This window comes from Methanofervidicoccus abyssi (assembly GCF_004310395.1).
GTDB lineage: Archaea > AGJL01 > Methanococci > Methanococcales > Methanococcaceae > Methanofervidicoccus > Methanofervidicoccus abyssi.
In genome coordinates, this window is record NZ_BFAX01000002.1 from 161,945 (window position 1) to 180,028 (window position 18,084).

An 18,084-nucleotide genomic window follows, 5' to 3' on the forward strand; every position below is an offset into this window, starting at 1 on the left:
TAAAGTGATAATTATGATAAAGATCGCATGGGGCATTACAGGTTGTGGAGATAAGATAGATAAGGTAATAGATACAATGATAACCTTGAAAAATGAGTTTAAGGTAGATATAGATGTTTACGCTTCTAAAAGTGCAAAAACGGTATTGAAATGGTATAAACTATGGGATAAGTTGATAACAGAATTTCAGGATATAAGAGTAGAGATGGATGCTAATGCTCCATTCTTGGCTGGAAAACTACAAACTGGAAAATACGATATATTTATAGTGGCACCGGCAACTGCAAACACTGTGGCAAAGATTGTCCACTGTATAGCAGATACGCTTATTACAAACTCAGTTTCTCAGGCAATTAAAGCAAGAGTACCAGTTTATATATATCCGCCAGATAATAAAGTAGGAGAGTTGGAAACCATTATTCCTGGAGGAAAAACCTTGAAGTTATATATAAGGAAAGAAGATGTAGAGAATGTTGATAGATTAAGAAAAATGGAAGGTATTACAGTCCTTGACACTGTAGAAGATATTAAGAAGGCCATTTTAAATTTTAAACAGTAGTGTGTTGAAAAAATGATTATAAATTAAAATTTATTTTTTTAATATAATTATTTAATATAATTATTATTGTTTTCATTATTCTTTTAATCTCCATTTTAATTAAGAACTGTTTTTCACTGGTTTTTTACTTTTAATCTACTTTTTCAGATAATCAACAATAATTTAGATATACCATAACTTAAGTTAAAGTTAAAAAATAGATATGAAAAATAAATAAAAATAAAATAAATAAAAATTGGGATAATGTTCTAAATAACAACATTACACGATAACTGTGAAACCATGGTAAAGGTTAGATTACGAGATTTTGTAGAAACTGAAATTGGATTCTTCGCAGTAAATACCTACGACCATCCTAAGGATATGGTTTTTGCCTTTCTGAGATATTTAAACATAGATTTAGTAGGTAAGGAAATTATAGATAAATATAATTTAAATAGAGAAGATATAAGGGAGTTAGATGGGAAAAAATATATTAAAATATCAGATACTAGAAAAACTTATGACATACTGAGAGATATATATCCAGAATACCTCTACTACGACGATAGAAGGGATGTCCTACTACATGCAGTTAGTAAAGATAAGATAATAAGGATATTAAAACCCCAAGAGAGATTGGAGGAGATACTCAACAACTCTCAAAGCCCCCTTGAAGAAAAATGTAAAACCCTTGCCAATATATTCTATCAGTGTGGTTTAAGTTATAAATATATGGGAGTATCTGGATCTACTTTGCTAAGGTTAAACTGTGAAAACTCAGATATAGACTTTGTAATATACGGTATGAGGAACCATAGGAGAGCAAGGGAGATACTAAGATCTATCTTTGAAGATGAGAAGTACAGTAGATACAGGGAGATTGTAAAACCTCTTTCAGAAAAACATTGGAGGAAGGTGTATAAAAAGAGAATAAAGGATAACACGATCACCTACGAGGAGTTTTTGCGACATGAGATAAGAAAGTACAACAGAGGAGTAATTGGAGGTACAACCTTTGATATACTTGCAACTAGAGACTGGGATGAGATAGAGAGTAACTGGGATGCTATCTACAGAAACCTGGGATCTGTTGAAATAGAAGCTCTTGTAGTTAACGACGACTACATATTTGACAGTCCTGGAATCTACAAGGTGAAAGATGTTAAAATATTGAAAGGTGGAGGTGAACATCTGGCATCCACTATTAGAGAAGTTGTATCTTATACACATACCTACGCAGGTCAGGCATTCAAAGGGGAGAGGATAGTTGCTAAAGGAAAGTTAGAGAAGGTGGTAACCAGTAAGGAAGAATATATGAGAGTGGTAGTGGGTACTTCCAGGGAAGCATTTAACGAGTATATAAAAGTAATCGAGTAATAACATTCTCTCCTATTTTTATTAAGAAACATATATAGGTAATATTGGGATCCTATTATGGTTGAGAAGTATATAAAAGAGAAGAGAAGGATGGAACTTATAGGCCTTGAAATACCTGTGATATCTGAAGATGACAACCTGGGGATAGAGTACCTTGCAGATCTTATATCATCCTACCCCCTGAAGGATGGTGATATTGTAGTGGTAGCAGAAACTCTTATATCAAAACTTGAGAGAAACGTTATAAAAAAGGAAGATGTTAAACCAACGCCTTTAGCCTACAAGTTGGCAGAGAAGTTGGGGAAGTCCCCAGAAGTTGTTCAGGTGATATTAGATCAATCTAAGGAGATAGTAAAGATAGGAAATGGGTTCATCATTACAGAAACTAAACATGGATTTGTATGTGCTAACAGTGGAGTAGATGAAAGTAACGTTAAAGATGCAATAAAACCCCTTCCAGAGGATCCAGATAGAAGTGCCTCGTTACTTAGGAAGATGATAGAGAGAAAGACTGGGAAAAAGATAGGGGTTATAATAAGTGACAGTATGGGGAGGCCCTTCAGGAGAGGTTCCTGTGGTGTAGCCATAGGAGTTAGTGGTGTCTGCGCACTCTGGGATAGAAGGGGGGAGAGGGATCTATTCAACAAAACTTTAAAGAGTACAGAGGTTGCCATAGGGGATGAGTTGGCATCTGCAGCCTCGATACTTATGGGAGAGTCTAATGAAGGAATACCTGTGGTGATAATAAGAAACGCCCCAGTACCATTTACAGATGGAATGGGAAAGGATCTAATAAGGCGTAAGGAAGAGGATGTCTTCAGGAATTAGGTGATATCTTGCTTGGGGATTATATAGAGGAAGTAATATTACATTTAAAGAAGTTGAAAAATATCAACTGGAATAGTGTAAAACAACTGGTAGATGAAATTGCCTTCTCCAACTCTAAGATATTTACCTATGGAGTTGGTAGAAGTGGATACGTAGCCCAGGCCTTCACTATGAGGTTAATGCACTTAGGATTTAACGCCTACTTCGTTGGGGAACCTAACTGTCCTTCTATCGGAGATGGAGATATTCTTGTGGTAATATCAGGTAGTGGGAGGACTTATTCAGTAGTTAATATGGTTAAGAAAGTAAGAAAAGAAGGTGTAAATGTTAAGATTGTTTCTATTGGGTATGAAGGAGAAATAGGAAAGATGTCAGATATCCATATAGATGTGAATATTGGGGAATTTAATAGAGAGTACTTCCCAATGGGCACCCTCTTTGAGGAACTTGCCTTTATACTGTTAGATGGAATAATATACCTCTTGAAGAGGAAGTTAAATATATCCGAAGAGAACATGAAGAGAAGACATTGTAATTTGTTGTAAAAAAAGATAATGTTGTAAAAAAGATAAAATGTTTTATCTTAAATATAACCCTGAACAAAATTATAAAATAAATCATCATTTATTATCTCCTTTTTTAGTCTATGGATTTATAGTTATTAATTAAAATGACAAAAGTGTAGATACTAAAAGAATACCAACAGTATTGTTAAAAGGTAATAATACTCAATATCCCTGTTATAAACCTTACTCTTCTTCCAATATTCAGGGGTAATAACTAAAACTTAACAACAAATCCAGTGTTCTAAATAAAATACTAGGATTAATAATAATATAATCTTAAAAAACTGTTAAACTTTATAATAAAGAATTAAATACAGATGGAAAAAACAAATTTCTCTCAAAACCAGAAAATAATAATAAAGAATGAGAACAGATGAAAAAGTAAAATAAGTTTTTATCCCTGGATTATATTGTGTACTGGGGAAGTAATACAGGATTTTATATTAAACCTTCTTTTTTAAGAGATTTTTATTTTTTTATTTTATTATTCTTTTTTATTGAGATTCTTGAAGTTGTTATTAATTTAAAAATTTCTGTTTATTTTTATTACTGTATTTTATGTTAATATCTCCCAAAGGTACTATATTCCTCTCTTCAAACTCTAAAAACCTCTCCCAGTGATCTTTGCAGCAGTCCATCTCTAAAACCCTTTTTATATCTGAGAGATCCTGCCTCAATGTAAAGTTCTCGAGTATTCTTTTAATATATTCGTTACATTTACACTTTAACAGATTATGGGCTCCTCTATTGGAAGGTATTCCCGAAGTATCGCAGATCACTATAGTATCTGGATTTTTCCTCTTAACCTCGTATATTATCTCTAGGACACTCCATAAAAAAGGAGGTCTGTACTGTCCTTTCTTCCAGAGAATCTCCATCAAAGTACCTTTATGAACAGTTGCTGGACAGTAAGATATCCTACTAAACCCTAACTCTAAGCATTTATTACCTGAGTATATTCCATCTTCTATTGCATCCCTCTCAGTTATAAAGAGTGGTTTTATCAGTAAATAAGCCTTTAAATCTATAGAATACTCCTTAGCCAACTCTAAAGTATCTAAGATATCTCTGTTACATACACCCTTGTTTATAGAGTGCTTCCTTATCTCCTCGTTAAATGTCTCAACCCCTACTCCAATCTCCATATTTACACTACCTAAGCACTCCTTAACCTCCTCTAATGTATCCTCTCTTATGTACTCTATCCTGGATTCTATTACAACCTCTTTAATATCTAACTCCCCTATCTTACTTAATATATATCTTCTCGCCTCTTTTGGCACCTCTCTCTCATTCAGGAAACTCCCAGATGTAAATATCTTTATACAGATATTCTTGGGATCATTTTCTATCTCCTTATAATACTTTTCTATGGCGTAGTTGAACTGATTTATTATATTCTCAGCAGTTATCTCTCCAGGAGAACCATCCATAAGATAACCACACATAGTACAGCCCCCATACTCATAGGCCCATCTACATCCAGGTGTATTAAGTATTACCGTTATACACTTTCCAATCTTTCCATTAGATAGAATATCATCCCCCATCCAGGTAGTTACAGGAAAATTTGGATCCCTATCCTTTCTCTTTTTAAGGTATCTCCTTCTCAACTCCTTTAAAAACTCCATCATCTATTTCACCACTTCTTTAATAATTTTCTCCATAATCTCATATTTCTTACCTTTAAACTCCTTCAATACACCTTCTTTACCTATCAGTACTACCTCGTTGTAGTCGTCACCGAAGTAATGCCTCGCAAGATCGTTCACTACTATGTAATCTAAGTCATACTCTTTTAATTTCTCTTTACCTATATCAACAAGTTCCTCTCTACTTACACCGTATTCAGCCTTAAATCCAACTATGGTTTTTTCAGGGAATGCCTTCCTAAGTTCCCTAATTACCTTTACATTCTTCTTCAATTTAATGGTAATATCTCTATCTGATCTAATCTTCCCATCGAAGGACACCTCTGGGATAAAGTCAGATATAGCTGCACAGGAGATAATAATATCAGCATCCCTTCCTACTTCCAAGGCTTTATCCAACATCTCCCTCGAAGTTATTCCCTTATAGGATTTAACGTAGTAAGGAGGTTCCATTCCAAGGGCATATATCACTTCTACATGGTGTCCTTCCCTACAAGCAGTTTCTGCAAGGTAGTAGCCAGTTTTTCCAGAAGATAGGTTGGTGATAACCCTAACCTTATCTATAAACTCGGCAGTACCTCCAGTGAGTATTAAAATCCTCTTACCTCCCTTTCTTCTCCTGAACTCTTCTTTTAATATCTCCATAACTTTCAAGACAACATCCTCTACAGGTGGCACCTTGGCTTTTCCTTCCTCCATCTTTGGAGGTATTATATAAACCAGTTTCTTTCTCTTCAACTTCTCCATATGCTCTCTTACATTCTGGAGCATATTCCTATGCATCCCTGGAACTATAAAGAGAGGTTTATTCTCTATAAACATCATTGCAGTTGTATTTACTATATTGTCTCCAATACTGAGAGATATCTTACTTAGAGTGTTTGCAGTGGTGGGATATATCACCATGGCATCACAGAGGTTGTAGAAGGTTACATGCTCCACAAGCCCTGTAATGTTGTAACATACCTTCTTTCCAGAGGCAAATTCCAATGCATACTCCCCTACTATCTTCTTAGACTCCTCAGTGGCAACTGTATAAACTTCTGCACCATGTCTTATAAACTCTCTTATCAATTTAGGTGTCTCTATGGCTCCTATGGAAGACGTTACACCAACAAGTATCTTCTTTCCCTCCAATATCCTGGATTTTGAACATCTAAGACCCTCTGTGGGATCCATAGTATCACATCCTTCTTATATCTTTTAAACTCCTCCTCTCTACAACTAAGGGTATCCTCTCAACCTCTAATCCATCAACTGTAGGATACCTTTCGGAGATATATGCACTGAATTTAAATCTGTATCTATTCTCCTTCAGTATCTCTATAATCTCCTCCAATACGTAGGGATTCAGATAGATACTTTTTTTATCCAAGTCTATCTCATAGGGCTCCTCGTTGTATTCAAGTATCTCCAGTAAATCCTTAACATCCCTGAGATTTCTAAATGAGACTATTCCTCTAACCAGAAGTCCTTCCTCTGTAATTACTTCATAATCCTTTGCAACATTTTTTGCCCTTTTCAGTAATCTGTTCTTCATCTGTATTCCATCCTTCAATACAGAAGGACAGTAATGTACCCTTAAGTTAGATCCCTTACTTCTAAAGTACTCTACTACCTTTTTGGCAGTTTCTTCACTTCCAAGTATTTCAGAGGAGTAGTCATTTTTCTCCACAAACCCCATACTCCTAAGGGACTGATAGTTAGTCTCGGAGTATTCCAACTGATTAATATTTAAGAACTTAATCCCAGCCTTCTCTATAGCCTCTCCAAGCTGAATGATCTCCTTCTCGTAGTTTGGGATAGAAGGTATCTCCACAACAACAACCTTTATATATTCCATACAGAGTTTTAAAGTATCTACTAAATATTTTAAATATTCCTCCCTTTTTTCTTTACTCTCTCTGTAATACTCATTGAAGTACTTTGTAGGATGTATCCTTATCTCGTCCAATCCAGTTTCTTTAAGTGCCCTAAGTTTATTCTCATCTATATAGGTAGGTGTTGTGTAGAGGTGTATATGGAAGGATGTACCAAATCTACTTTTAAGTGCTTTTATATACTTACAGGTTCTATCTAACCTTAGGAGGGGATTACCGCCAGTAATACCTGCTCCTCTACTTCCACATAGAATACACTCTTCTATACACTCTTCGATAGATGTGATTTTTCTCTCATTGGCATAGATAACATCTTTTCCTTTTCTCTTTTCAGATATTGGACAGTAGTAGCAGTTCTCATCACATATACCTGTTATAAATAGGACTAACTTTTCACCTTTGATACACTGTTGACATCCTAAGGGAAGGTTATCCATGTCTTTTAATAGGGTGTTTTCTAACTCTTCAATGTCCATGTTATCCCTTTTTTAAAATAAAAATTTTAATAAAAATCATAAATAGAGATAAATCAGTTAATCATTATTTATTCAATACCATCAATAAGAGAATTAGTACTTTATTTTATAAATCTCTCAATCTTTCTATCCTCATTAACAAGTAAAACAACCCTACTATCGTAAGAATCATCTGCCACTTTATAGTGGGAGAGTTCTTCCACCTTTCTACTAAGTTCCAGTATTTCCTCATGTTTCAACATATGATCCAAGGTCAATCTCTTCCTGGAGTATCCCACATTCATGTATGACTTCAACTCTATGAAATGCACATCTGCCATCTCGTAGAGATGTATAAACTTCTCAATGTTGGTGTTGTAATCCCTTATAAGCGTAGTCCTTATACATGTCCTTCCCTTGTACCTTAATATATCCAAGGTATCCAATATACTCTGCCAGTACTCCTCCTTTCCCCTACATATAGTCTTATAACTCTCTAAATCGTAGGCGTCAAGGGAAATATACAGTTGTGTAGGATTTATCTCCTGGATAACTTCAGTTAGAATACCATTAGATACTACAAAAGTAGAGAAGCCCTTCCTGTGAAAGAGATTTATCAGTTCACCTAAGTAGGGATAGAGAGTAGGTTCCCCAGATAAGGATATAGCAACATGTTTTGGATGTAGTAACTCTTTAAATTTCTTTTTACCTATTCTATCTAAGATGCCCTTATACCCCATTACAACCTTTCTGTGCATCTGAAGGATGTCTTCTAAAACCTCTTCAGGTTCCTTCCATTTTACCTCGGGATATGACAGCTGAGAGACTCCTATATCCGAAGGTAAAACCCTCCAACAGAATACACAACTCTGCTGACACCAGATCACTGAAGGAGTGCACTGGATACATCTGTGGGTTTCTATACCGTAGAATTTTGACTTATAACAGTTCTTATTTTCTAAGAGTGATTTCTTAACCCAGCCACACAGTTTAACTGCACTGTGATCTTTTATCTGATAACGTTGTTTCCTCAGAATTCGATATACCTCTTCAGGGATAGGTGTATTGTAGGTAGTCATAATATCACCATGAAAATATATTTTTATTCCTGGTTAATATAAATCCAGCATATAACATTTCAACTCAATAAAAATAATAATAAAAAAATTAAAATTAAAAATAATAAGGTAAAAAAATAACAGAAAAAGAAGATAAAAAACTCCCATTTGTATTAAATTTTCCTTAGAATGTCCTGGATTTTTAAAGATTGAAATTTCTCCTCATTAGGAATCATTCTGTTTTTCCAGTACTGAGATTTCAAGAGGGACAGTATAAAGTAAATCTTACCGTTATTCCTTAGAACGCCTTAGAACAAAAGAAGTTGTTTGATATCCTGTTAAACCCAGATCCCATCCAAAGAAAAATAAAACCACTTAACCATATTCCTTATCTCAGGGATTTTTCTAAACTGGGATAAATAAGAAAAAATTATCCCATGATATTAAGAATCTCCAACAGACATGGTTAGAAGATATTAAAAAGAATTTCTTTGTTTCAATGTTCAGAAGTAGAGAAGATATATTATTATGTTTTAGAATAAAAAGGTTTTATTTTTTTAATCTTTTTTGTTTAATTTTTTATAATTTAATATAATTATTTTATTTAATAATTATTTTATTTACGAACACTGATTTATTATTATTTTTTTATCGAGATCCCTATGATTGTTGTTTGTTGTAAAACCCTTTATTTTTCATTTTCCTAAAGAAACAGTCTCCTAACGTAGTCTACAGAATCTTTCTTAGCCAAAACTATAACCCTGTTTTTAGGTTTTAACATAGTATTTCCATCTGGTATCTTTAATTCATTGTCTTCATAGACAGCAATTATAAGGTAATCTCTATTCTTTTCCAAATCTCTTATACATTTATTGGCAACCTTTGAGTTCTCTCCGATAATTAACTCTAAGATCTCCGCATCCCCTCTTCCTATCACTGCCAGATCCACTATACCAGGTAAGTCTATAAGTTTTTCTATATAGTTTGCAGCCACAAGTTCAGGGCTTACTACAACATCTATATTTAGATTTTCAAATACTTCTTTATATTCAGGATCCCTAACTCTCACGATAGTCTTTGAGACGCCGTAATTCTTAGCCAGTAATGCACTCATGAGGTTTATCTCCTGTTGCCCAGTGACTGCTATATAGATATCTGCACTTTCAATATCTGCACTTTCTAAGGTTTTGACACGGGTGCAATCCCCATTTATTACCAGGGCATCTATCTCGGAGACTACTTCTTCACATACCTCCTTAGATATATCTATGAGTACTAAGTCGTGATTTTTTTCAGCGAGGGATTTCGCCAGTGTATATCCTACCCTTCCTATACCTGCAATTACAATATACATAGTATATCCCTATTTAAACCTTCTTCCAGAAGATGTTATTATCTTCAAAAAACTTAATATATCTTTTTTTATCTTCCCCTCTAAGGCCCTTCCAGTCCAGGATTACATAGTCGAAATCTTGTTTTTCTATTAACTGGTTTAGAATCTTATCTGAAACCTTTGCATACTTTGGAACTATGTAGCCTACGTAGTATCTCCCTTCTAACACCAACTTTGTAAACTTTGGGGCGTAGTGCCCACCACCAAAGGCAATTACCTTATCTAAAAGATCATATCTCTTGGATGCAAGTTGATGGACGGTATCCATTATAGCCCTTCCAATTATCTCTCCCCCTTCTTTTATCTTCCACTCTCTCTCTGTACTCCCTATCTCCACAAATACAGTGGGAGCGGCTATATCTGAAGGGCCGTGATGGACACCTTCAAAGGAAACTTGGAAATTTAGATGTTTATATCTTTCCTCTTTACTGTATCTAGAGATATTCCTCAGGAGGAGAGAGTTTAGGATACTATCACAGGGGCATACCTCTTCTGGATTGCCACCAAAGAGGTTATCCACGGTTAGGTTTCCAGGGATATGAACTGTTAAAGTGGGTGGTGGATTTTCCCCACTACTTCTATGTTTCGATAGGAAGATGTAGTAGTCAAATCCCTTTGGGATATCTTCCTGACTAAGTGCTGTAAGATCCTCCTCTGTTTCAAGGTAGGAGATGTTTTTTCTAATATTGTTATTCTCTTCTAATATAGTATCTAAATTCTCCTTGATATTCATCCCTGCAGGATCCTTGGTGGAGTAGATTAGTAAGTATCTCATAATCTCCCATTAACCTTTTCTATACTCTTCTAATATCCTCTTAGCCAAGTTTATCTTATCTTCCATATTCTTAAGTATAATGTTTGTTGCCACTATGTTACACTCTATACCTTCCTTTTTCTCTTCCAGATTATCTCTATCGTCTATTATGAAGGTATCTACTAGATCCTCGTAGAACTTATACACCCCATAGATATTAACAGGATAACCCTTAGCCTCCATTAGAACACCTGCCGGTCCACTAACTGCCCTATTCCCCACTATAGGTGATACTACAAATATCCTTTTACTCTTAAGTGCTCTCCTAATATCCCTTATACTGAGTATTGGGCCTATGGAAGTTATAGGGTTAGAAGGCCCAATAATCACTAAGTCTGAATTCTCTATAGACTCCAACGCTCCATCTACCCCCCTGGCATACTGTGAATTCTCATAGAATACATCTAACACCTTAGCCTTACCTCTCTTCTTTATCCAGAAGTCGTGAAACTTCAGAAGTATCTTCTCCTTTCTATCTCCAACATCTTCTTCAACGAGTATCTTTGTTTCCACCCTGTCATCTGTCATTGGAAATACCTTACCTTTAATATTCAACAATTTTCTCTCCATATCTACAACCTTGGAGAGGGGATAACCTCTCCTTAAAAAGTAAGTCTTATGGATCTTCAGAGCTCTGTCTCTGTCTCCAATCCTCAGGAATTCAGAGAAATCCTCAGATTCATACATCTTTAAAGTTTCATGTGTGATAAAAGTATCGTCCTTAACCCCATACCACGTTTCTTCGTTTATCAGATCTGAAAATGTGTACAATACAGTGTCTATATCTGGAGATATGTAAAGATCACCAACCCATATGTCTTCCCCAGTATTTACAATTACAGAAATGTTTTCCTCATCAACTATTCTCTTTAATCCCTGCAGAAGTTTAGGAGTACCTGTACCTCCTGATAGTAGAGTTATCTTCATGATTCCCTCCGTCTATTCTGTTATACAATTCCATAAATCCAATTTACTCTTTGTTATTAATATATTATATATTAAACAATCCTTTTCATCGACTGATAGTTTAAAAAATATAATTATGATAAAATATAAGGTAAAAAAATAATAAATTATTAAAAAGAAAGTGTAAACAAATATATCTACTTCCTAAGATTGAAGAAAAAAACGATCCACTGGGATTTTTAATATAACTTCTTTATTGGTATTCAGGAAAGGTCTTGGAATACAAATTCATACTCCCTATTTACTAATTACTTTTTACCTTTATTTTTTAATTATTACTTTAATAGGAACGAAGGTAATTTATTATTTTTTATCTTTTAATGAAAGTTAGGGTTTTAATATACTAAACTTCAAAAACTTCTCGAATATCTTAAACATATCAAATACTATTTTCTACTATAAGGAGTAATAAAGATATAAAAAAATTAATAGAATGAAAAAAGTGTAAAAACTCTTAAAGAGATGGATTAACTGAAAATCCTTTTCTGCTTTTCCAGAACTTCTATTCTAAGGGACAAATAATAAAAATCCGATAAAGGGACAGAAAGAGAATCATTTATTTTTAAAACTATCTTTTCCGTTATTTTATATTTTTTAATATTTTATATTATTTTTATTATCATTTTTCTACATAAATTTTTATTAGGCATGTTGTAATTATGTTATATTAAAAAAATCATAATCCCATATCCTCTTTCTCCTCTTCAGTGAGTATTTTAACAATTTCTTCTGGTTTTCCTATCTTAACGATCTTCCCATCCCTCATAAGTGCGGCCCTATCACATACATTCAATACAAAGTCCATATCGTGGGATACTATAATATAGGTCTGTTCCAACTCCTTTCTCGATTTGTGGATGGATTCTGCCACCATATTTCTTGTAAATGGATCCATGGTCCCGGTGGGCTCATCCAATATCACAACCCTTGGCTCTTTTATAAGTACCTGGGCAAGGGCTACCCTGTGTCTCTCTCCAACACTTAACTCCTTAGGATATTTATCTAATATCTTTTCCGCCTCCTCTTCAGTAAAACCTACAGATATTAACGTATGTAGTGCCTTCATCCTTGCAAATTCTCCAGGGAGTTCTAAACCTATGGCTTCCGTAAGGTTGTAGAGCACAGTTCTATATGGATACAGTGCATACTCCTGGAATAACATACTTATATACCTTTTTGCCCTTCCCCTATACATAGGCCCAGGTTTTGTCATATCTATCCATTCCTCTCCTAACCTAAATAGATACTTCCCCCTCGATGGAGGTATAACTCCTCCTATTATCTTAGCCAACGTTGTCTTTCCAGCCCCACTGGTTCCCACTATACCAAATATCTCTTTCTCGTATATGTCCAAAGAGACTCCATTTACTGCATGTACTACCCCTCTATCAACGGAGCAGTATCTCTTCTCTATATTCTCCAGTACAATCTGTTTCTCCTTTATCTCCACTTCCATCTCCAATTTTTTGAATTCCTTGAAAGATGACATAAATTCCTCTACAACCTCCTTACTATCCCCTACCTTCTTAACCTCTCCATTCTCCAACCATATAACCCTATTCGAAAGTTGGGCAACTACCTCTGGCCAGTGGGAGGTTACTATCATACTTATGTTCTTTTTGACAACTGCATTCTTCAGTGTTTCATGCACTAACTTGGCAGTTTTAGGATCTAAGGTTCCAGTAGGCTCATCTGCTAAGAATATCACAGGTTTCTTGGCGAGTTGTCTTGCAAGGACAACTCTCTGCTTTTCCCCTCCACTAAGATCCCTTGCAATATGGGTAATTCGATGTTCTAACTTTACCATCTTTATAAGTTTTAGAGCGATTTCTACAGCCTCTTTTCCCTCAAAACCTGCAGAATACAAAGATTCTAAAATATTCTCAATTACACTTTTCTCTCCATACAATGCAAAGGTTCTCTGAAGCATTATAGCGATTTTCTTTTTCAGATTGTAGACACCTTCATCGTCTCCCCACAGATCTATGGAAGTTTTACTTAATGTCCCCTTTCCACATTTTTCACACCTCTGGCCATCCTTAGAAGGTACATCTACTTCTCCACAGTTATCACACATTGTTACATAGTATATCACTTTACCCTCTGTAGGTTCGTACCCTTCCATACCTCTTAACATATGGAGTAGTACAGATTTACCTGCACCACTTCTCCCCAATATACCTAAAACTTCACCTTCTTCAAGTGAGAAATTTATATTTTTCAATACTAAGTTATCACCGAATCTCTTTGAGACGTTCTTAACTTCCAACAGTATCATCCTACCACCTTTTTTATTGGTTGAATCTACGACAGTGATTTTTTGGTTTAAAGACACAGTGTCTCATCCTACCACCTAGTTTACATATACCACACTCCCTTAACCTGTAATTTCCCCCTTCTATTTTCAACACCTTACCGTTTATTAGAAAATCACTTATCTTCCTCCTAGCAGATTTTAGGATATCCCAGAAAACTCGCCTCGATATTCCCATCAACTCAGCTCCTTCTTCCTGGGAGAATCCTAAGTAATCCACCAACCTTATAGCCTCCAACTCTTCGTAGGTAAGTTTTATAATCTCATCATCACCTTCTCCAGATTCATCTATGACTCTAGGTGCAAATTCCCTAATATGTGGTATTTCAGAGATGAATCTTGGTATCCTTGGACGACCTTTCCTCCTTCTAAACCTCATAGCCATCCCATTATTTTACCATATTGACTTCGATATTTTCAACAGGTACCTCTAGTATGGTGTATCTACAGTTTGAGAGTTTTTCGTGAATGTATCTCTTAATTATCTCTTTCTTTTTCTCACTAACTACAGTACCTATCATTACAGCATTAAAGGATATGTCGTTAACTATCTTTATAGCCTTTTCAGGATCTTCATCTATTAAAAAACCTTTCCAATCTTGAGGAGATAATCCTTTATATTCCATTAGAAAAAATCCTGATATACCTCCTTCAGATAGGGCGTTGATAACCTTCCCGATGTTTTCAGTTTCCACAAAGACATATAAAAGTATCTTCATAATATCACCGTTATTACACCTATGGGTAAAATTAGTTAATATTATTAATTATATATAAACTTATAAAGTTTAGTAAAAGAAACGTCGAAGATAACAATATTAGAATACTTACCAACCCTAAAATTCTTATAGTTTCCACCTTAAAATATCTCTTTCTCCCCTCCTCGAGAAGATCGACAAGTCAGTTTTAACTTTAATTACAATTTGTTATATAGTTGCTAAATTAAGAAGAATGTTCTTTTTTAAGCATTATGTTTTTATTTACTTTTATTATTTTTATAAATTTATTGTATTTTTATCAGGATTTATATGGAAAATAAGATTAACAGGATCGGTACTTAAGGTTTTAATACTAATTCTTTATAGACAACATCCGATGATTAGGATACCCTGGATCAATTGAAATATTAAGCCGTAGCGAAATAGGAAGCTGGTGGAATAGTAGAAAGGGCTTTTACATTGTTGATCTCAATATTAACCTCAATAACAATAACAATTTTATTATAGTTATTAAAAAAATGATAGTGCAGTGGCCCTTGGCCCTATTATTATCAATAATATTATTAACTTGAAATTATAGATTCTTTAATTCCGATATGTGTTATTTTTTGATAGCAAATTTTAATAGGGTTTATTATGGAAAAGTTTATAAACGTTAAGGTCATTCCTAAAGCAAAAAGACAAAAGGTAGTAGAAGAGGGAGACATGTTAAAAATATATTTAAAATCTCCACCTGAAGATGGAAAAGCTAATAAGGAACTTATAGAAGTTTTGTCAAAACATTTCAAGGTTAGTAAAAGAAATATTGAGATAATTAGAGGGAAGTTTTCAAGAAATAAGATTATAAAAATTTTATTTTGATAAAATTCCTCGGATAATATTGTATAGCTTTGGAAAAAATTTAGTCCATAAGCCTAATGCAAAAATTATGACAAATTATTAGAAGAGATTTGCTACGATTTAGAGAAAAGAGATTTGAGATTGAGGGATATAAAGAGAATAGCTATCAATTCTATTAAAGATAAAAGTTATTTAGAATATTTTGAAGCTTCAACAATATTCCATCCTTCCCATGAATGACTCCAAGCTGCACTCATAATATTTTATATCAAACTTATTAAACTCTTTTTTCCGAATTTTCTTTTAATTCTCAGTATTATTTCAGGTATAAAAGAAGTTATATATGTTATATCCGCATTTTTCAAAACTTCTTCATCCTTTCCATTGCATCTGTAAGCTTCTATTCCAGTATCCCTAAGTATCTCTACAGTAACCTTCTCTACCCATGGATCTAGATCACTGATATACACCTCTTCAGGTTCTAAAACCTTGGACATTGCCCAGGCTATATATCTACCTCCCAGTAATCCTAACTTCTCAACTCTTTCAATATCATCCAACGTTTTGTTGTATTCCTCCATCCTGTAGAGACCACTATTTCTAAATGCCATCCAATGAGCATCACCTATGAAGAACCCACCTAAGGTGTTGGGATATATTATACTTTCCCCCCTATAGTTTAAAAACTTACACCCTCTTACTATGGCCTTTGATAGGGTGTTATCTAGTAGAGTGGTGCCCAGCTTATTACTTTCGATCTCCTCCTTTATTATACTCAGTACTCGAGGGAGTCCAAAGTTTCCCCTTTTAGCACTCCTTGGAGAGTAGCCACACATATAACCATGGTGGTTGTCTTTGAAACCACTGAGTATTACATTTAGTCCACTTCTAAGTCCTATCCTACATTCATCTTCGTAGGCTCCATTTGTGCCTACAACTCCTCCCTTAACAAGTATACGACTTACAGTGATCGCCTTTGCAAATGCTCTTAATCTATCCTTTGCACAGTTAAAGGGAGCTCCTTCGATGACAAACACATCCACATCCAACTGAATACAGAACTTAATACCTTCTATCAGATCCTCATGTCCATCTCCAATATGGAAAATCCCCCCCAGTCCTTTACCATGTCTTTTACATGCCTCAGCCACAATCTTCATCTCCTCCAAGGGAGGGGCATGTCCCCTTCCCCCCTGTTCCTCTACGACATTTATACACACTGTAGAAGCAAGTTCTATCAACTGGTGGAATTCGTGAGAGTATTTTTTCTCTTTCTCTATTAGTCTCTCATATATCCTGTTCCTTGGGCACTCTCTAAAGGGTCCTCCAAGGTAGTAGCACTCTCCATAACAGTGAGTTATTTCCTTCGGAAATCTCATAGGGCCATACATACCAAAGTGATCGAGATCTATAGGTACCTTCACCTTTTCATAGATCCTCTTAAAAACCTCTAATGGAGATATACCTTCTCTCTCCCCTATATCCCCAAGAGCGTAGGCACATATATGGAGGGGAAAACCCATATAGTCTGTTAAGATACAGTTCTCTAAGAGTTCCCTCAGTGTCAATGAAGATGCACAGGGACCTACCCCAATCTCCACCAGATCACAACCTAAAGGAAACCTTCTAAGGTTATTCCCAAGTTTTTGGATATCCTCTATACTTAGGTCGTCCACAGCATCTACTACTTCTATTATGTCACTCTCAGACAATTTTTCCTTCAGTATCTTTTTAATAACCTCTCTTCTTAACTCTAAAGATGCATCTAAACTGTTGACAGCCTCTTTTATTAAGTCCCTCATATTAACACATCTTTACAATCTCTTATATTCCCGGATTTATTGTTTATTTTGTTACATTTTGATAAAGATTATAATAATAAATATAAAATAATAAAGAAGGCGAAATTCTTAAGAATAAGGATTAACAGAGGTTGGATGGAAATTTAAGATATTACTGTATTTTTGTTTAAATATAACTTTTAAAATAATTATAAAAAACTATATATATTCCAATTGTAAATAAGATAATATTATTATATATTACTCTTTTAATTCTTATTTTAATTATATTCTCTCTATTTTCTCTTATAATTTTTTAAGGTGGTAAATTGTATAAAGTGGTAACTATCTCTGATGTTGTTAGAGTACCCCCAACTATGTTTGGAAATTCCCTTAAAGAGAGTATACACAATATACTAGTAGAAAAATACGAGGGAATTTTAGACAAAGATATAGGTCTTATCCTTTCCATTGGTGATATAAAGGAAATAGGTGAAGGTAAAGTAATATACGGGGACGGTGCAGCCTATCATCCTGTAGTTTTTGATGCCTTATGCTATATACCTGAACTCTACGAAGTTGTGGAAGGAGAAGTTGTAGATGTTGTAGAGTTCGGTATATTCGTAAGATTAGGTCCCTTAGATGGCCTAGTTCATATATCCCAGATTATGGATGATTACGTCTCTTACGATCCAAAAAATGAGATGATGGTAGGAAGAGATACTGGAAAGATTATAAAGAAAGGAGATATAGTGAGGGCAAGAATTATAGCGGTAAGTTTGAGGGAAACTAAAAAGAGGGGAAGTAAGATAGCCTTAACGATGAGACAGCCTGGACTGGGGAAGATAGAGTGGATAGAGGAAGAGAAGAAAAAGAAAAAAGGGTAAGGTGTAGGCAGGT

General features: G+C 34.7%; 17 protein-coding genes. 6 read left to right on the forward strand and 11 right to left on the reverse strand.

All coding sequences use genetic code 11. The features are described from left to right. Nucleotides 1-13 precede the first annotated feature (13 nt). From afpA to MHHB_RS02245, 4 genes are all read left to right on the forward strand, one after another. On the forward strand, nucleotides 14-559 hold the full coding sequence (gene afpA / locus MHHB_RS02230; protein ID WP_131006991.1) for an archaeoflavoprotein AfpA: 546 nt from the start codon (nucleotides 14-16) through the stop codon (nucleotides 557-559). A 282-nt stretch (nucleotides 560-841) separates the two neighbouring features. Further along, the gene (locus tag MHHB_RS02235; RefSeq protein WP_131006992.1) at nucleotides 842-1,918 is read left to right on the forward strand and encodes a hypothetical protein; all 1,077 of its coding nucleotides are present in this window, start codon (nucleotides 842-844) and stop codon (nucleotides 1,916-1,918) included. Between the two features lie 57 nt (nucleotides 1,919-1,975). After that, a complete protein-coding gene (locus MHHB_RS02240) occupies nucleotides 1,976-2,746 on the forward strand; it encodes a coenzyme F420-0:L-glutamate ligase (protein WP_131006993.1) in 771 nt (256 codons plus the stop codon). Nucleotides 2,747-2,754: 8 nt separating this feature from the next. Next, nucleotides 2,755-3,291, forward strand: coding sequence for an SIS domain-containing protein (locus MHHB_RS02245; RefSeq protein ID WP_229701901.1), 537 nt, complete (start codon nucleotides 2,755-2,757; stop codon nucleotides 3,289-3,291). A gap of 539 nt (nucleotides 3,292-3,830) precedes the next feature. On the opposite strand, the gene MHHB_RS02250 is transcribed toward MHHB_RS02245, so the two are convergent. From MHHB_RS02250 to MHHB_RS02295, 10 genes are all read right to left on the reverse strand, one after another. Continuing rightward, the gene (locus MHHB_RS02250; RefSeq protein WP_131006995.1) at nucleotides 3,831-4,946 is read right to left on the reverse strand and encodes an archaeosine biosynthesis radical SAM protein RaSEA; all 1,116 of its coding nucleotides are present in this window, start codon (nucleotides 4,944-4,946) and stop codon (nucleotides 3,831-3,833) included. Next, nucleotides 4,947-6,143 (reverse strand): bifunctional phosphopantothenoylcysteine decarboxylase/phosphopantothenate--cysteine ligase CoaBC, encoded by a 1,197-nt coding sequence (gene coaBC / locus MHHB_RS02255; protein ID WP_131006996.1) that lies wholly within the window; start codon nucleotides 6,141-6,143, stop codon nucleotides 4,947-4,949. It abuts the gene before it with no gap. Nucleotides 6,144-6,147: 4 nt separating this feature from the next. Further along, on the reverse strand, nucleotides 6,148-7,320 hold the full coding sequence (locus MHHB_RS02260; protein WP_131006997.1) for a radical SAM protein: 1,173 nt from the start codon (nucleotides 7,318-7,320) through the stop codon (nucleotides 6,148-6,150). 101 nt (nucleotides 7,321-7,421) lie between these two features. After that, nucleotides 7,422-8,378 carry a 4-demethylwyosine synthase TYW1 gene (gene twy1 / locus MHHB_RS02265; protein WP_131006998.1) on the reverse strand — a complete coding sequence of 319 codons (957 nt, stop codon included), beginning with the start codon at nucleotides 8,376-8,378 and terminating at the stop codon, nucleotides 7,422-7,424. Nucleotides 8,379-9,060: 682 nt separating this feature from the next. Beyond that, entirely contained in the window at nucleotides 9,061-9,711 is a 651-nt protein-coding gene (locus MHHB_RS02270; protein ID WP_131006999.1) for an NAD-binding protein, read from the reverse strand. 13 nt (nucleotides 9,712-9,724) lie between these two features. Further along, complete coding sequence (locus tag MHHB_RS02275; RefSeq protein ID WP_131007000.1) at nucleotides 9,725-10,525, reverse strand: D-aminoacyl-tRNA deacylase; 801 nt, start codon at nucleotides 10,523-10,525, stop codon at nucleotides 9,725-9,727. 9 nt (nucleotides 10,526-10,534) lie between these two features. Continuing rightward, nucleotides 10,535-11,491: a 2-phospho-L-lactate transferase gene (cofD, locus tag MHHB_RS02280; RefSeq protein ID WP_131007001.1), complete on the reverse strand. Its 957-nt coding sequence runs from the start codon at nucleotides 11,489-11,491 to the stop codon at nucleotides 10,535-10,537. Between the two features lie 715 nt (nucleotides 11,492-12,206). Then, on the reverse strand, nucleotides 12,207-13,808 hold the full coding sequence (gene atwA / locus MHHB_RS02285) for a methyl coenzyme M reductase system, component A2 (RefSeq protein WP_131007002.1): 1,602 nt from the start codon (nucleotides 13,806-13,808) through the stop codon (nucleotides 12,207-12,209). Nucleotides 13,809-13,821: 13 nt separating this feature from the next. Next, nucleotides 13,822-14,223, reverse strand: coding sequence for a DUF134 domain-containing protein (locus tag MHHB_RS02290; RefSeq protein WP_131007003.1), 402 nt, complete (start codon nucleotides 14,221-14,223; stop codon nucleotides 13,822-13,824). Between the two features lie 10 nt (nucleotides 14,224-14,233). Then, a complete protein-coding gene (locus MHHB_RS02295; RefSeq protein WP_131007004.1) occupies nucleotides 14,234-14,563 on the reverse strand; it encodes an MJ1244 family protein in 330 nt (109 codons plus the stop codon). Between the two features lie 636 nt (nucleotides 14,564-15,199). Between MHHB_RS02295 and MHHB_RS02300 the strand changes: the two genes are divergently transcribed. Beyond that, nucleotides 15,200-15,424 (forward strand): DUF167 domain-containing protein, encoded by a 225-nt coding sequence (locus tag MHHB_RS02300; RefSeq protein ID WP_131007005.1) that lies wholly within the window; start codon nucleotides 15,200-15,202, stop codon nucleotides 15,422-15,424. Nucleotides 15,425-15,666: 242 nt separating this feature from the next. Here MHHB_RS02300 and hmdC read toward each other — a convergent pair whose 3' ends face one another. Further along, on the reverse strand, nucleotides 15,667-17,205 hold the full coding sequence (gene hmdC / locus MHHB_RS02305) for a 5,10-methenyltetrahydromethanopterin hydrogenase cofactor biosynthesis protein HmdC (RefSeq protein ID WP_131007006.1): 1,539 nt from the start codon (nucleotides 17,203-17,205) through the stop codon (nucleotides 15,667-15,669). 308 nt (nucleotides 17,206-17,513) lie between these two features. Between hmdC and MHHB_RS02310 the strand changes: the two genes are divergently transcribed. Next, nucleotides 17,514-18,071, forward strand: a complete 558-nt coding sequence (locus MHHB_RS02310; RefSeq protein WP_131007007.1) for a DNA-directed RNA polymerase — start codon at nucleotides 17,514-17,516, stop codon at nucleotides 18,069-18,071. The last annotated feature ends 13 nt before the right edge of the window (nucleotides 18,072-18,084 follow it).

What these genes read in the sequence shown, in the direction of transcription:
- afpA (WP_131006991.1), top strand. Translation starts at nt 14, where the DNA reads ATGATAAAGATCGCATGGGGCATTACAGGTTGTGGAGATAAGATAGAT.
- MHHB_RS02235 (WP_131006992.1), top strand. Translation starts at nt 842, where the DNA reads ATGGTAAAGGTTAGATTACGAGATTTTGTAGAAACTGAAATTGGATTC.
- MHHB_RS02240 (WP_131006993.1), top strand. Translation starts at nt 1,976, where the DNA reads ATGGTTGAGAAGTATATAAAAGAGAAGAGAAGGATGGAACTTATAGGC.
- MHHB_RS02250 (WP_131006995.1), bottom strand. Translation starts at nt 4,946, where the DNA reads ATGATGGAGTTTTTAAAGGAGTTGAGAAGGAGATACCTTAAAAAGAGA.
- coaBC (WP_131006996.1), bottom strand. Translation starts at nt 6,143, where the DNA reads ATGGATCCCACAGAGGGTCTTAGATGTTCAAAATCCAGGATATTGGAG.
- MHHB_RS02260 (WP_131006997.1), bottom strand. Translation starts at nt 7,320, where the DNA reads ATGGACATTGAAGAGTTAGAAAACACCCTATTAAAAGACATGGATAAC.
- twy1 (WP_131006998.1), bottom strand. Translation starts at nt 8,378, where the DNA reads ATGACTACCTACAATACACCTATCCCTGAAGAGGTATATCGAATTCTG.
- MHHB_RS02270 (WP_131006999.1), bottom strand. Translation starts at nt 9,711, where the DNA reads ATGTATATTGTAATTGCAGGTATAGGAAGGGTAGGATATACACTGGCG.
- MHHB_RS02275 (WP_131007000.1), bottom strand. Translation starts at nt 10,525, where the DNA reads ATGAGATACTTACTAATCTACTCCACCAAGGATCCTGCAGGGATGAAT.
- cofD (WP_131007001.1), bottom strand. Translation starts at nt 11,491, where the DNA reads ATGAAGATAACTCTACTATCAGGAGGTACAGGTACTCCTAAACTTCTG.
- atwA (WP_131007002.1), bottom strand. Translation starts at nt 13,808, where the DNA reads ATGATACTGTTGGAAGTTAAGAACGTCTCAAAGAGATTCGGTGATAAC.
- MHHB_RS02290 (WP_131007003.1), bottom strand. Translation starts at nt 14,223, where the DNA reads ATGAGGTTTAGAAGGAGGAAAGGTCGTCCAAGGATACCAAGATTCATC.
- MHHB_RS02295 (WP_131007004.1), bottom strand. Translation starts at nt 14,563, where the DNA reads ATGAAGATACTTTTATATGTCTTTGTGGAAACTGAAAACATCGGGAAG.
- MHHB_RS02300 (WP_131007005.1), top strand. Translation starts at nt 15,200, where the DNA reads ATGGAAAAGTTTATAAACGTTAAGGTCATTCCTAAAGCAAAAAGACAA.
- hmdC (WP_131007006.1), bottom strand. Translation starts at nt 17,205, where the DNA reads ATGAGGGACTTAATAAAAGAGGCTGTCAACAGTTTAGATGCATCTTTA.